Source organism: Aquibaculum sediminis (assembly GCF_040712085.1).
Classification (GTDB): Bacteria; Pseudomonadota; Alphaproteobacteria; order Kiloniellales; family DSM-21159; genus Aquibaculum; species Aquibaculum sediminis.
Genome location: NZ_JBFCVK010000005.1, coordinates 55112 through 69545 on the forward strand (window position 1 = coordinate 55112; position 14434 = coordinate 69545).

General features: G+C 65.3%; 13 protein-coding genes. 5 read left to right on the forward strand and 8 right to left on the reverse strand.

The annotated features are described in order from the left end of the window. Window positions 1-42: 42 nt before the first annotated feature. From ABZ720_RS09130 to ABZ720_RS09140, 3 genes are all read right to left on the reverse strand, one after another. Window positions 43-1317 (reverse strand): DUF5996 family protein, encoded by a 1275-nt coding sequence (locus tag ABZ720_RS09130; RefSeq protein ID WP_366555211.1) that lies wholly within the window; start codon window positions 1315-1317, stop codon window positions 43-45. Between the two features lie 98 nt (window positions 1318-1415). Further along, on the reverse strand, window positions 1416-2351 hold the full coding sequence (locus ABZ720_RS09135; protein WP_366555212.1) for a pirin family protein: 936 nt from the start codon (window positions 2349-2351) through the stop codon (window positions 1416-1418). Window positions 2352-2611: 260 nt separating this feature from the next. Then, window positions 2612-3505 carry a LysR family transcriptional regulator gene (locus ABZ720_RS09140; protein ID WP_366555213.1) on the reverse strand — a complete coding sequence of 298 codons (894 nt, stop codon included), beginning with the start codon at window positions 3503-3505 and terminating at the stop codon, window positions 2612-2614. Between the two features lie 114 nt (window positions 3506-3619). Here ABZ720_RS09140 and ABZ720_RS09145 point away from each other — a divergent pair, with 114 nt between their 5' ends. From ABZ720_RS09145 to ABZ720_RS09165, 5 genes are all read left to right on the forward strand, one after another. Then, window positions 3620-4264, forward strand: a complete 645-nt coding sequence (locus tag ABZ720_RS09145) for a LysE family translocator (RefSeq protein ID WP_366555214.1) — start codon at window positions 3620-3622, stop codon at window positions 4262-4264. A gap of 38 nt (window positions 4265-4302) precedes the next feature. Then, complete coding sequence (locus tag ABZ720_RS09150) at window positions 4303-5139, forward strand: alpha/beta fold hydrolase (RefSeq protein WP_366555215.1); 837 nt, start codon at window positions 4303-4305, stop codon at window positions 5137-5139. Between the two features lie 135 nt (window positions 5140-5274). Then, window positions 5275-5913: a glutathione S-transferase family protein gene (locus tag ABZ720_RS09155; RefSeq protein ID WP_366555216.1), complete on the forward strand. Its 639-nt coding sequence runs from the start codon at window positions 5275-5277 to the stop codon at window positions 5911-5913. A gap of 117 nt (window positions 5914-6030) precedes the next feature. Beyond that, window positions 6031-6324: a type II toxin-antitoxin system RelB family antitoxin gene (gene relB / locus ABZ720_RS09160; RefSeq protein ID WP_366555217.1), complete on the forward strand. Its 294-nt coding sequence runs from the start codon at window positions 6031-6033 to the stop codon at window positions 6322-6324. Then, window positions 6317-6592 (forward strand): type II toxin-antitoxin system RelE/ParE family toxin, encoded by a 276-nt coding sequence (locus ABZ720_RS09165; protein WP_366555218.1) that lies wholly within the window; start codon window positions 6317-6319, stop codon window positions 6590-6592. Before relB ends, ABZ720_RS09165 begins: the two co-directional genes overlap by 8 nt. A gap of 71 nt (window positions 6593-6663) precedes the next feature. Here ABZ720_RS09165 and ABZ720_RS09170 read toward each other — a convergent pair whose 3' ends face one another. The 5 genes from ABZ720_RS09170 to ABZ720_RS09190 form a co-directional block, all read right to left on the reverse strand. After that, the gene (locus tag ABZ720_RS09170) at window positions 6664-9390 is read right to left on the reverse strand and encodes a bifunctional acetate--CoA ligase family protein/GNAT family N-acetyltransferase (RefSeq protein ID WP_366555219.1); all 2727 of its coding nucleotides are present in this window, start codon (window positions 9388-9390) and stop codon (window positions 6664-6666) included. A gap of 101 nt (window positions 9391-9491) precedes the next feature. Beyond that, the gene (locus ABZ720_RS09175; RefSeq protein ID WP_366555220.1) at window positions 9492-10862 is read right to left on the reverse strand and encodes an AmpG family muropeptide MFS transporter; all 1371 of its coding nucleotides are present in this window, start codon (window positions 10860-10862) and stop codon (window positions 9492-9494) included. A 164-nt stretch (window positions 10863-11026) separates the two neighbouring features. Further along, window positions 11027-12007 carry a baeRF11 domain-containing protein gene (locus tag ABZ720_RS09180; RefSeq protein ID WP_366555221.1) on the reverse strand — a complete coding sequence of 327 codons (981 nt, stop codon included), beginning with the start codon at window positions 12005-12007 and terminating at the stop codon, window positions 11027-11029. A 325-nt stretch (window positions 12008-12332) separates the two neighbouring features. Beyond that, entirely contained in the window at window positions 12333-13568 is a 1236-nt protein-coding gene (locus tag ABZ720_RS09185; RefSeq protein WP_366555222.1) for a phenylacetate--CoA ligase family protein, read from the reverse strand. Beyond that, window positions 13565-14425: an ABC transporter ATP-binding protein gene (locus ABZ720_RS09190; protein ID WP_366555223.1), complete on the reverse strand. Its 861-nt coding sequence runs from the start codon at window positions 14423-14425 to the stop codon at window positions 13565-13567. The genes ABZ720_RS09185 and ABZ720_RS09190 overlap by 4 nt, the downstream gene beginning before the upstream one ends. Between the last annotated feature and the right edge of the window lie 9 nt (window positions 14426-14434).

A 14434-nucleotide genomic window follows, 5' to 3' on the forward strand; every position in this document is an offset into this window, starting at 1 on the left:
CCCCGAATGGCCCGCCCAGCGCGAAATCCAGTCCATTGGAAGTCAGGTCCTCGACTGGCTCACTACGTCCTGCCATTCCGGATGACGGTCGAACTGTGCCTTGGCAAACGGGCAAAGCGGCATGATAGCAACCTTGTCACGACGCGCATCCTCGACCGCCTGTCGCACCAGCCGCTCTCCGACCTTGCGGCCACGCAAGGCCGCAGGCACTTCAGTGTGGTCAATGATGATCAGCCCATCTCCGGCGCGGCTGTAGGACATCTCGGCCTCGTTGCCATCGAGGACCATGCGGTAGCGCCCCTTCGATGCACCATCTTCCCGTTCCACCGGGACGTCGGTCGGGCTGGGGGCGTCCTTTGCCGGTTCCGCATTCGCCAGCCCCGCACTGGGCCGGCGAACTTGGCGCGGTCGCCCCTGCTCACATTCCAGAAGATCGCGGTCCCACTGCCCGAAGTCGGCGGCGGCGTCGTAGGTCGAAACCAGAAAAGCCATCAGCGCCTCGTCGGGATCAGAGGCAGTCTGCACGGCATCGTACGGCAGCACGAACTCCGACAGGCCCTCATGCCAGAATGCCGCATCGGGCCGGACCGGCGCCCCCCGATACCCGCCGGGTGTCGGATAGGCGTAGGCATAGAAGGCGGGGTAGTCGATGCCATTGCCGCCCGGCCAGAAACCTGCCGAGGACACTTCCCGGTCGTAGGCTTCCTGCGCCACGTCGTCCGGCAGCGAAGGGATCCCAGCGGGATGGAGTGGCGCGCGCCGCCCCGAGAAGCGGGTAACCGCGAGGTCCATAGCCCCCCAGAACAGGTGAACGGGACTGGACTTTCCTGTAAAGGATGTCCGGAACCTGCCGAATACCCTGTCAATTGTCACCAGTGCTTGGTGATAGCGCTGCACCGCATCCCGGTCATAGGGCCGGTCGCGATGATCCTCGCTGAACGGGATGGGGTTGGGCACCTCGTTCGGCGTGTCGTTGAATGTTGGCGTGCCGCCGAGATCGGCAATCAACTGCACGACGTTCGCGCGGAACACTGCAACCGTGGACGGCTCCAGCGCGAACCTCGCCTCGCGGCCGTTGCCGCAGGTGCCGATGACCATATGCTCCCGGAAATCGAACCGGATCTCGATGCCCGGACCGTCCGGTATCGGTGATGATGTCAGGCCGGTCGGCGTGACATAGAATGTGGCGTTCCAGGAATGGTTGAGCCATGGCGTGTGCGCCAGCCGGTACTTTCCGACGATCTGCAGATACAGGTGCAGGGCGGAACAGGTTTCGCGCCATGCAAGATAGTCTAGGGCGGGCCATTGGTTGGTCATTGCTCGTCTTCTCCATCCGGCATCTGTTGCTTGCGGGTGTGGGTCATTTGGTCGTGGCTCGCCGCGGCATGTCCCTGCGATCATTCCATCGGCACCGGTCAATCCGGCAAGGGAATGTGTTCGTCGCGGTCATCGGGCGGTAAATCGAAGCGCCCCTTGCCCCAGTTTGCGGCCCGCCATTCGGCCTTGGCCGCTTCGATGCGTTCCTGCGACGAGGCGACGAAGTTCCACCAGATGTAGCGGGGGCCGGGAAAGGTCGCACCGCCAAGGATCATGAGCCGAGCGCCCCGGTCTCCAGCGACGGCGGTGATCCTGTCGCCCGGGCGGAAGACCATCATCCGACTCGCAGCAAAATCCTGCCCCACGACCGAGATGGCCCCTTCCACGATATAGATGCCCCGGTCTTCGTGATTGTCCGGCATCGGCAAGCGACTTCCCGGCTCGAGTTTCACATCGGCATAGAACGCTTCCGACAGCATCGTCGCGGGCGCGGTCGCGCCATAGGCGCTGCCAAGGATCAACCGGACGGAAACGCCGTTATCCTCGATCATCGGCAAGGCCTCCTTCTTGTGATGCTCGAAGCTGGGCGCCACATCTTCATGGATGTCGGGCAGCGCCAGCCATGTCTGAATGCCGAACAGGCCGTTCGGTCCCCTGCGGGCCGCCGCAGAGGTGCGCTCGGAATGGGTAACGCCACGTCCGGCGACCATCCAGTTCAGCGCGCCGGGGCTGATTATTTGATCGGCGCCAGTGCTGTCGCGGTGGTGGAAGTCGCCGCGAAAAAGATAGGTCACGGTGGCAAGTCCGATATGCGGATGCGGCCGGACATCGATGCCCTGACCGGTCAGCAGTTCGGCCGGCCCGGCCTGGTCGAAGAAAATGAACGGGCCCACCATTTGCCGCTTTGGCGCCGGTAGGGCGCGCCGGACCTCAAACCCGCCAAGATCGCGAGACCTCGGTACGATGAGCGTCTCGATCACGCTGGCGCCCGCCTCATCGGGGCAGCCGGGATCGAGTGTTGGGTTCCAACTCATGTGCGTTGTCCTGTCTAATGCTGGCGGTCGGGCGTGTACTTGGCGATGTGAGCGCTTGATCCCGACGCATCTTGAGGCCCGAGCAGTCGGGCAATGCCGGTGGAACTGACATCAACTTTGGAGACTTGTCGTCCCGGGGGCTAGTCTTGGCGCGCGTCAAGCTGTGTCGCGGGCAGCGGAACGCCTGAGCCGTTTCGAACGCCGGCCATGAGCCTGCGCCGAACACGAACCGTCGGCCGGGGCGGTCCGCCCTTCGGGACTCAGTGATTGTGGAGGAGGGCGTCCGGATGCCGTTCGAGGCATTCGGTCAGCGTTTCAATGAGGACCCGGATTTTTCGCGCGGGATGCAGACCCGGCGGACGGACGACATAAATGCCCGCGGGAGGTGGGGGATAGTCCGTCATGATCGGCACGAGGGCGCCGGAGGCCACATGTTCATGCAGGATGCAATCGGGCAGCCAGGCGATGCCGAGCCCCGCCACCGAAGCGGCAGCGAGCGCCACACCGCTGTCGGCCTTGAACCTGCCCTGCGGCTGAACGGTGACGATGCTATCTCCGTCCAGGAATTGCCAGGTTTCGGTTCCCTGCATGAGTGCCTCATGGGCGACGACCTCATCCGGCGTCCGGGGTGCCCCGTGCGCCTTGATGTATTCCGGGCTTGCAACGAGCGATCCATGGATCGGGCCGATACGCTTCGCGACCAGATTGGAATCCGGAAGGGTTCCAACCCGGATCCCGCAATCAAATCCTTCTGCGATGAGATCGACGTAACGATCACTGTAAGAGCTGCTGATGTGGAGCAGCGGGTGGCGACGCGCCATTTCCGCGAGCGCAGGGGTGAAGCGGGCCGGGCCGAAAGTGAGCGGGACGGCGACCCTCAGGCGGCCACGCAGCCCGCCGGTTGGGAGGATCGTTTCCCTCGCCAGGTCGATCTCGGCGCTGGCCCGGGCCGCATGCTCTCTGAAAGTTGAGCCCGCCTCCGTAAGCGCGGCACCGCGGGTCGTACGTGCGAGGAGCTGGGTGCCGAGTTCCGCTTCGATCCGGAAGAGCCGCCGACTGACGATCGACTTGGAGACACCGAGCCGGCGCGCGGCGGCCGAAACACCCCCGGCATCGGCCACGGCGACAAATGTCTGCAGATCCTCGATGTCCATTCCGGCGTTCCTCCTTTCGCGACACAGCTAGCTTGACTATGGCACTACCGCCTTGTCGAAGGGAACGGCAAGTTGAGTACACCCTCTATGTCAGCGTCGCCGAAGGATGCGAGAATGGAACTCTCGGCCTATCTGACCTTTCTCTTGGTCAGCGCGACCCAGGCCGCAACGCCGGGTCCGTCCACAGTGTTCATCGTGAACAACGCCGTTGCCTACGGGTGGCGCCGCGCGCTGGCCGCCCTGAGCGGAGATCTGGTGGCGATCGCGTTGCTGGCCACGCTTTCCGTCATCGGGTTGGGCGCCCTGCTCATGGCCTATCCGCTTGCCTTCCTCGCCCTGCGCCTAGGGGGCGCGGCTTACATCATCTGGCTCGGATGGAGCTATCTTCGCCCTGCCGCACCGCAAGTGGGCCCGACCGCCATGGAGGCAGCTCATGGGACGAACGGCTTGCGTCTTTGGCTCCATTCCTTCGGTGTGGGGATCAGCAATCCAAAGGCCATTCTGTTTTTCGCCGCGCTGTTCCCTCAGTTCCTCCCGGTCGGGAGCGGACCGTCCGTCCTCGCCCTTCTGGTAGTGACCTTCGTTATCGCGAAGCTCGTCGTTCTCGGCGGCTATGCCTTCGGTGCCCGGCACTTCGTCCGGCTGCTCCGCAACCCGGAGCATGCGCGGCGCGGACGGATGCTGACCGGCATCATCTTTATGGCCTTCGGGGCCCTGATGATCTGGTCCGCCATGACCGCCAATCAGGGCGCGATGTAGCGAACCTCTCCCCACGACCTTCCAAAAGGAGAACCACCATGGGCTTTGTCACGACCGACGACGGTGTAGAGATTTTCTACAAGGACTGGGGTCCTAACGACGCCCAGCCCATCGTGTTTCACCATGGTTGGCCGCTCAGTTCCGACGACTGGGACGCACAGATGCTATTCTTCCTGTCGAAGGGCTATCGCGTCGTCGCCCATGATCGGCGCGGTCACGGACGCTCGACTCAAGTCGCGGAGGATCACGACATCGACCACTACGCGGCCGACGCCTTCGCCGTGGTCAAGGCGCTGGACCTTCGGAACGCGGTTCACATCGGCCATTCCACCGGTGGCGGCGAAGTGGCGCGCTACGTCGCGCGGCTCGGCGAACCTGCGGGCCGGGTGGCCAAGGCCATCCTGGTCGCGGCCATTCCGCCGCTTATGCTGAGGACCGGCGACAACCCCGAGGGGACGCCGATGCAGGTCTTCGACGGCTTTCGAACCGCGCTGGCCGGCAACCGCGCACAGTTCTTCCGCGACGTCCCATCGGGTCCGTTCTACGGCTTCAACCGTGAGGGCGCGACGGTTCATGAAGGCGTGATCCAGAACTGGTGGCGGCAGGGCATGATGGGCAGCGCCAAAGCCCACTACGACGGCATCGAGGCCTTCTCGGAAGCCGACCAAACTGCGGACCTCCAGGCGATCACTGTGCCGACTCTGGTCCTGCATGGTGAAGACGACCAGGTCGTTCCGATTGACGCTTCGGCGCTGAAGGCGATCGAACTGCTGCAGGACGGCATGCTGAAGACCTATCCCGGGTTCTCGCACGGCATGCTGACGGTGAACGCCGACGTCCTGAACGCCGACCTCCTGGAGTTTGTGACCAGCTGAGTTGCCCGTGGGCCGAAGCGACCAGGCCTGTGGAAGGCTACGGGCCTGCAGGGCACAACTGCCAAAAGCTGTGCCCAAAAGGCGCGGTGCGTCAGGAGTCAGTCCCGGAAAGAACAGGAGTAAACGATGCCTACATTGTACTACGCCGCTGGCGCCTGCTCGCTGGCGCCACATATTGCACTCGAATGGATCGGCGCACCCTACGAGGCGGTCAAGGTGAAGTTCGGCTCCAAGGAGCTTCTTTCAGTGAATCCCGCGGGCGCCGTGCCCACCCTTCGGGAAGACGATGGCTGGCTCCTGACACAGGCCGGCGCGATCCTCGTTTACCTGGCGGCCAAACACCCCGAGTCCGGGCTCTCAGGCGGCGAAAGCCTGCGCGCCAAGGCCGAAGCGCAACGCTGGTCGGCCTTCTTCACCTCGGATGTTCACGCCTCCTTCTGGCCGATCTTCATGCCCCATCGCTACACAACTGACCAAAGCGAAGCGGCCCGGCAGGCGGTGGTCGAGGCAGGCCAAAAGCTGGTCACAAGGCAGTTCGGCATCCTGAACCGCCACCTTGAAGGCCGGGACCATATCCTCGACGGGGGTCGCTCGGTGATCGACGCCTATTCTTTCCCGATGATCCGCTGGGCGGCAAAACTCCTGCCGAGCGGCCTGACGGAGTTTCCAAACGTCCAGATGCTGCATGACAGGATCGATGCCGATCCAGCGGTTCAGAAGGTCCTTGCGCGCGAGGCGGGCAAATTACCGCAAGCAGTATCGAGCGTGCCATGACGCGGACACCGTCCCCGCTTCTGCTGCAAATTCAGTGCACAATCTTCCGAGTCCCAAGGCAGATTGATTGAATCTCAATTGAGAGACATACTGGCCTTGGAAACAGGAGGCCATGCCATGCCCGCCCAGACCTCGATGATTCATGTCCGAGTGGACGACCGGCTCAAGGCACAGGCAACCGACGCCCTGTCGGGTGTTGGGCTCACGCTTTCGGACGCCGTGCGCATCCTGCTGACTCGCATTGCCGCAGAAGGCGGGTTGCCCGCTGGTCTGACCGCCGACCCGGAGGCTTATGACGCCTGGTTCCGCGCCAAGGTGCAGGAAGCCTTGGCCGATCCCCGCCCGGCCAAGCCGCACGACCAGGTGATGCAGGAGGCACGCGCCCTGATCAACGGGAAGCGCGGTGCCTGAGCTCCAATGGAAGGCCGCTGCCGTCGCAGACCTGATGGCGATTGTCGATTACATCTCGGACGACAACCCGGATGCAGCTCTTGCTCTAATGGAAGAAATCCAGAGCAAGGTAGAGCAACTCTCGGCGCACCCGAAACGTTGCCGCCCTGGCAGGGTGGAGGGGACACGGGAACTGGTGGTTCGGCCCAACTACATCGTGATCTACGCCGAAACCGCTGCGGCGATAACGGTTCTGCGCGTGCTTCACGCTGCCCAGATGTGGCCCTGACTGGTCATCAGTGGCAACGGATTACCCCCTGCTCCTGAGCGCGCGAACTTCCGTCCCGCAGCACCGCCCCCCTACCCGAAGCGCTTCACCACCCGCATCACGCCCGGATCGTCGGGGCAGCTCTGGGTCTTGAAGCCGAGATCCGTGGCCATGGTGAGCATGCGGCGGTTGTCGGCGAGGACATCGCCCCAAACCTCCTCGATGCCGCAGGATTCGGCGTAGGCCAGGATGCGGTGCATCAGCAGGTAGCCCAGGCCCCGGCCCTTGAGGTAGGAGCGCACCGCCACCGCGTACTCCGCGCGGCGGTTCTCGGGGTCTGCAGCGACGGTGACCCAGCCCCAGATTTCGTCCGGGTGCTCGGGGTCCAGGGCCACCAGCGCCATTTCGCGGTTGTAGTCGATCTGGGTGAGGCGCGCTGCCGACTCGTGGCTTAGCGCCGCCATGTGGGAGAAGAAGCGCATGCGCACGTCTTCCGGCGTCAGATGTGCAAAGGTGCGCTGCAGCGCCGGCTCGTCCTCGGGGCGGATCGGGCGGATGGCGATGCTTGTGCCGTCACGCAGTTCGCCCTCCTGCTCCAGCGATTTGGGGTAGGGCCGGATCGCCAGGCGGGCGCGGGCACCGCGTGCAGCTTCGGCGCCGGCGGGCTTGACCCGCACCCGGGCATCGAGCGCCACCACCCCTTTTGAGTCCGCCAGCAGCGGGTTGATGTCCACCTCGGCGATGTCCGCAAAGTCGGCGGCGAGTTGGGCCAGGCGCACCAGTGCCAGGGCGATGGCATCGAGATCGGCGGCCGGGCGGTCGCGGTAGCCTTCGAGCAGGCGATAGACCCGCGTTTCCGCCATCAGCGAACTTGCAAGCGTCAGATTGAGCGGCGGCAGCGCCACCGCCTTGTCGCGCACCACCTCCACGGCGGTGCCGCCCTGCCCGAAGAGCACCACCGGGCCGAACTGCAGGTCCTCGACCAGCCCCAGAATCAGTTCCTGTGACCCAGGCCGGCGCGCCATGGCCTGAACGGAAAAGCCTTCGATCCTTGCGTCGGGCCGGTTCTGCCGCACACGCTCCAGCATGGCTTCGGCCGCGCTGCGCACGGCGTCGGCATCGGCCAGATCGAGTTGCACGCCGCCCACGTCGCTCTTGTGGGTGATGTCGTGGGAGAGAATCTTGATCGCAACCGGATAGCCGATGCGCGCAGCCGCCGCCACGGCCGCCTCCACATCGCCCGCCTCCTCCGTGGCCACCACCGGAATGCCGTAGGCCGCCAGCAGCTGCTTGGCTTCCGGTTCGCTCAACCACTCCCGCTCCTCGCGCTGGGCGCGCTGCAGCAGCTCGCGGACAGTCGCTCCGTCGGGCTCCTCGCTGTCGGGAATGGAGGGCGGCGTTTCCATCAGCTCGGTCTGGCTGCGGCGATAGCGCACCAGGTGCATGAAGCCGCGCACGGCGCGCTCCGGCGTGTCGTAGCTGGGCAGACCCGCTTCGCTGAACAAGCGGCGGGCTTCCAGCGGCGCCCGTTCGCCCAGCCAGGCGGTAAAGACCGGCAACTTGCTCCCCCGCCGGTCGCGCGGCCCCAGGGTGTCGATCACGGCCTGCGCCGCGGCGGTGGGATCGGCGACCGCCACCGGGCAGTGCATGGCCAGCACGGCATCCACCTCGCGCGCTTCCAGCAGCGTCTCGAGGGCGCCGGCGTAGCGCGAACCGGGGGCATCGCCAATGATGTCTACGGGGTTGCCGCGGCTCCAGGTGCTGGGCAGCAGCCCGTCCAGCCGCGTGATCGTCTCCGGTGTGAGCTCGGCCAGATGCCCGCCGCCGTCGATCAGTGCGTCGGTGGCCAGCACACCCAGGCCGCCACCGTTGGTGAGGATTGCCAACTTGTCTGCGCCTCGCCGCGGCAGGGCCGTGGCGGTGGAGAGAGTCTGGGCCGCGTCGAAAAGCTCCTCCAGGGTGAAGACCCTGAGTGCCCCGGCCCGGCGAAAGGCAGCGTCATAGACCTCGTCCGCCCCGGCCAGCGCTCCGGTATGGGAGGTGGCGGCCTTGGCGCCCTCGGCATGACGGCCGCCCTTGATCACGATAACCGGCTTGGTGCGCGCGCAGGCCCGGGCGGCCGACATGAACTTGCGCGCATCGGTGACCGCCTCGACATAGAGCAGCACCGCGCGGGTGCTCGGGTCGACGGCGAGATAATCCAGCATGTCGCCGAAGTCGACATCGGCCATGTCGCCGAGAGAGACCACATGGGAGAAGCCGATGCCCCGCGGCGTGGCCCAGTCCAGCATCGCTGTCACCATGGCCCCTGACTGGGTCACGAAGGCCAGATCGCCGGGCAGCGCCGGGATGTGCGCAAAACTTCCGTTCACCCCGAGATGCGGCAGCATGACGCCGACGCAGTTTGGCCCCGCAATGCGCAACGTGTGGGGCCGGGCCGCGTCGAGCAGGGCCTGGCGCAGGCTGCGGCTCTCCCCGCCAGTATCGTCCTCCTCGGCCGGAGAGTTGAAGCCGGCGGTCACCACCACTGCGCCACGCGTGCCGCGGGCGCCCAGTTCTCCGACGATCCCGGGCACGGTCTTTGGCGGCGTGACGATGATCGCCAGATCGGGGGTTTCCGGCAGCGCCGCGACATCGGAGTAGGCGAGCACGCCTTCGATCGCCCGCTCGTGGGGATTGACCGGCATCACCGGACCCTCGAAGCCGGCGTGAAAGAGGTTGCGCGCCACCACGCGGCCCACCGAGCCTTCCCGCCGGCTGGCCCCGATCAGGGCGATGGAGCGGGGTTTGAAGAGTGCGTCGAGATTGCGTGTGGTCACGTCGTGGCCTTCCTTGTGCGTCAGCGCGGGCCGGTTCGACCTTTATAACAGCACTGCGCCTTGGCCGCTTGATGCGCGTCAAGCGGCCCACGGATGGCGCACTATCCGGTCGCGCTGCTCTCGGCTGGCACCGCGCCGCGTTTGGGGCGGCTGCCCTCGGGAAAGAGCTTCATGATGACGAGCAGCAACGGCAGCCCGACCAGGGCCACGCCGGCCGTGATGACAAAGAATGTCGCCCAATCACCGTCGAGCCCGTCGACCATCGCCCCGGCCGAGGCCGAGAACCAGATGCGCGCCAGATTGCCCAGCGAGGCCAACAACGCATACTGCGTCGCCGTGTAGGCCACATTGCAGAGGCTGGAGAGGTACGCGACGAAGGCGACGGTCGCCAGGCCGCCGGTAAAGTTGTCGGCCACCACCGCGAGGATGAAGATGGTCATGCTCTGGCCCGAGACGGCGAGCCAGGAATAGGTCAGGTTGGTCACGGCCGCAGCGACACCGCCAACAAAGAGCGCGCGCAGCGTTCCGAGGCGGTGCACCAAAAAGCCGCCGATCAGGATGCCGATGGCATTGGCGCCCAGGCCGTAGACCTTGCTGACGTCCGCGATGGCGACGAGATCGAAGCCCATCTCCCGATAGAAGACGCCGGACATGCGCCCGAGCAGCGCGTCGCCCAGCTTGAAGACGAAGATGAAGATCAGGATCAGCAGCCAGCCGCGCCGCTTCATGAAGTCGAGGAAGGGCGCCACGGCCGCCACATAGAGCCAAGTCAGGGCATCGCCGAGCTTCACGCCCACCCGGCGATGGATCCAACCAGCGGCGCGGCGCTCGCTCTCAACCGTCTCCTCGGGCGGGCGGAAAGGCGGCTCGGGCGAGAGCAGAACCGCCGCCATGCCGATGCCGACCGCCAGCGCCAGCACGAGGTAGGCCGTATTCCAGCCAAAGGCGGCCGCGAGATAGAGACCGCCGGCGCCGCCCACCAGCGTGCCGCCCAGGTGCCAGCCCCAGATAGCCGCGGCCGAACCGGCGCCGTACTTGTCGGGCTCCAGGATGTCGATGCGGTAGGCGTCGATCACCACGTCCTGGGTCGCCGAACTCGCGGTTACGAAGATCGCGGCCAGAGCCATGGTGAAGAGGCTGGTCGCCGGGTCGGTAAGCGACATGACCGCCAGGGCGCCCATGAGCCAGACCTGGGTAAAAAGTGCCCAGCCTCTCCGTCGCCCGAAGCGGCGGGTGAGATAGGGCAGCGGCAACTTGTCGATCAGCGGCGCCCAGAGAAAGTTGATGGCATAGGGGGTCGCCACCAGTGCGAAAAGCCCGATATCCGTACGACTGACACCAGCGTCGCTCAGCCAGATCGACAGATTGGAGAAGACGAGCGGCGCCGGCAGGCCACTGGCGAAGCCGAGGCAGAGGATCGTGGCGATCCGCCGGTCGGCGTAGATCTTCAGGCTGTCGAGCCAATCGCGCATGAGGGCAGTCATGGGCGGGGAGACTACAGCCCTCGCCCGCGCCGTGGGAAGAGGGCGCAGAAGCGCGAGGCGCGGATTATTGGCCCCGTCCTGGCACTCCGGCGTTTACTTGATCAGGACCGCGCAAATCCCGTCAGGCGATCTCTTCGCCAGGCGGTGCTGATTCAGAACGAATACCGCAGGATCGCCGCGAGTTCCTTGCCTCCAGGGATGTCGGCCTGACGAACCCCGAGCACTCTCGCTCCGTTTGCGAAGGCCCGCGCAGCGATGGTGTCCACGACACCGTAAGCCGTTGCGTCATCCTCCTTCATGAAGGTGACGGCGCCCGTCTCATCATCGACAGATCCCGGGACGACGGAGTCGATATCCACCAGCAAGGTGTCCACAGCCCCAAAGGTCGCCGCGCGTGCCGCATCGGAGATGTCGGTCGTGGTGCGGCGCTCACCCGTACGGCGCTCGAACAGCGCCCGCACCTCGGCGAGCTCCTTTTCATAGGCGGCATCGAGGATCGGCCGTGCACGCTGAGCCAGTTCCCCATCACTCAGCCGGTCCGGGCTCTCACCGATGGTGTCGGCCAGCAGATGAGGATAGGAGTTCACTTCCGCATAGACCGAAGCGAGCCGTCCGGTGGCAGCGAGAATCAATGGGGTTTCGCGCCCCGCCAGGATCGGCCGCAGGGCAGCATCCACCTGCCGGGCATACTGCTGAAAGCGCACATTCTGACCTTCCGATCCATGGATGCGGCCGCTGAAGCTTCGGTCGTTGAGCGTCGACTTACCGACCGATGAGGCGGCATCCTTCGGCAGGTTCGGAACCTTGACGGTCTCAGGCGGGAGATCGGCCTCCATCTCGACCAGGCGCACGGCGTTCTCGGAGAGGGCAAGAATGAAAGCCGAGTTCGGAAAAGTGACGGCCCTGAACAGGGGCTTGAGATGAAAGCGATCGGCCACCTGTACCATTGGCGTCAGGTGGTTCGCCAAGCGATAAGTGCGGATGTTGTCAGGGGTCGCGAACACGGCGAGGCTGTTTGCCTGATGGTTCCAGAAGGCGTCATCATCCTGAAGGTCGTGCAGCTTTTCGAGCAGCGCTTCCAGGGCACGCTTGTCGAAGCTGTTTTCCTCAAGCTGACGCTGCGCCTCGCGCACAAGATTGCCCATCTCAATGCGCGACTGACCGATATCCTGGGTGAGGGGCGTGGTTTTCAGATAGAGCGATACGCAGGCTTCCGCACGCGTTCCGGTGAGTGTTGCGAATTCCGAGCGTGTCGGCGTGTCGACGTAAAGCATCTGCAATCCCTTCTTCATGCACCGTTCGCAGCAGCCTGCGGGACCCGGCACCTTATGTGGTCGCGGTCCCACTCCGCGAATCTTGATCAACATCACATGGGCTTGCGAGACGTATTGTCCACCGGAACAGGGGCGAACGGGCGCCTGTTTTGGTCACTGCCGGTCCAAACGTTCGTGATCCGCTCTACTCGTAGCGGCGACGGTCGTCGATCACCTTGCCGTCGTTGGGCAGCCCGCCCGGCGTGCAGAGCTCCACCTCGCCGCGCAACCGGGTTTCGGCCAGCAGACTCTCGACCACCCGTTCCGCCAGGCCGGCGGAGGCTCCCTCGGCTTCGCAGCGCAGCACCATCACGTCGCTCTCGCCCTTGCGATCGATCTCCAGCCGGGCTTTGGAGAGCTCGGGGTGGCGCTTCAGCACCGCGGCCACCTGCTCCGGGTGGACGAACTGCCCCTTCACCTTGGCGGTCTGGTCGGCCCGGCCCATCCAGCCCTTGATGCGCATGTTGGTCCGCCCGCAGGGGCTGGGACCGTGCAGCACCGCCGACAGATCACCGGTGGCAAAACGAAGCAGCGGATAGGCAGGATTGAGGCTGGTGACCACCACCTCCCCCACCTCGCCTTCTGGAACGGGATCGCCGGTGCCCGGGCGCACGATCTCCAGGATCACGCCCTCGTCGACCACCATGCCGTCCTCGGCCGGCGTTTCGTAAGCCACCAGCCCCAGTTCCGCCGTGGCATAGCATTGCCGCACGGCGACGCCGCGTTCGGCGTACTCCTGGCGCAGGGAGGGGAAGAGTGCCCCGCCGGACACCAGCGCCTTGTTGACGGAGGAGAGATCGAGGCCGAGTTCGGCGCCCTTTTCCAGGATGACCTTGAGGAAGTCCGGTGTCCCGCACCACCCGGCCGGCCGCAGATGGGCCATGGCCTGGGCTTGCTGGTCGCTCGCGCCGACCCCGGCCGGGACCACGGCACAGCCCAGCCGCCGGGCGCCGGCGTCCAGGATCCAGCCGCCGGGCGTCAGGTGATAGGCAAAGGAGTTGTGGACGATCTCCCCCGCGCGAAAGCCCGCGGCAAAGAGTGCACGGGCCATGCGGCCATAGTCGCTCTCGCGATCCTCCAACTCATAGATCGGCCCGGGCGAGACGAAGATCCGCCCGGCCTGTCCCGGCTCCACTGCTGCATAACCGCCGAAAGGCGGTTCTTCGGCCTGCAGACGAATCAGGTCGGCCTTGCGGGTGACCGGAAGCTCCGCCAGATCGGCACGGCTTTGCAGCCTGTCAGCCTCCACATCGGCCAGCAGGCGCCCATAGGCCGGCGCCTTGGCCTTGGCATGGGCGACCTGGGCACGCAGTGCCTCCAGCAGGTCCGTTTCACGGGTTCCAGGGTCCCGGGTTTCCTCGTCGTCGTAGAAATCACTCATCCCAGCCAACGCTTCCGTCGCTTGTAGTGTTTGACATCGCGATAGGAGCGGCGCCCGGTACTGGACAGGCCAAGGTAGAACTCCTTCACGTCCTCATTTTCGCGCAAGGCAGTCGCTTCGCCATCAAGCACCACGCGGCCATTCTCTAGGATGTAGCCGTAGCGGGCGTACTTGAGGGCAATGTTGGTGTTCTGCTCCGCCAGCAGGATGGAGACGCCCTCCTCCTCGTTGATCTGCTTGACGATCTCGAAGATCTGCTCGACCAGTTGCGGCGCCAGGCCCATGGAGGGTTCGTCGAGCAGCACCACCTTGGGCCGGCTCATCAGGGCCCGGCCAATGGCGCACATCTGCTGTTCTCCGCCGGAGGTGTAACCCGCCTGGCTGCCGCGACGTTCCTTCAGTCTCGGAAAATAGGAGTAGACCATCTCCAAATCGCGCTCGATGGCGGCGCGGCCGTCGCCCCGGGTGTAGGCGCCGGTCATGAGGTTCTCCTCGATGGTCAGATGCTCGAAGCAATGCCGCCCCTCCATCACCTGGATCACGCCGCGGCGCACCAGGTCGTTGGGCGTCAAGTCCTGCACCCTTTCCCCCTCGAGCTCGATGGAGCCCTTGGTGACCTCGCCACGCTCGGCGCGCAGCAAGTTGGAAATGGCTTTCAGCGTCGTGGTCTTGCCCGCGCCATTGGCACCCAGCAGGGCCACGATGCCCCCCTTGGACACGGAAAGAGAGACACCCTTGAGCACCAGGATGACGTGGTCGTAGATGACCTCGATGTTGTTCACCGCCAGCAACGGCTTGTCCGTCGCAGCGGCGGAGCTGTCGCTGCGAAGCCGCTCGGCGACCGCGGCCTGGCTCATGGGCTGGTC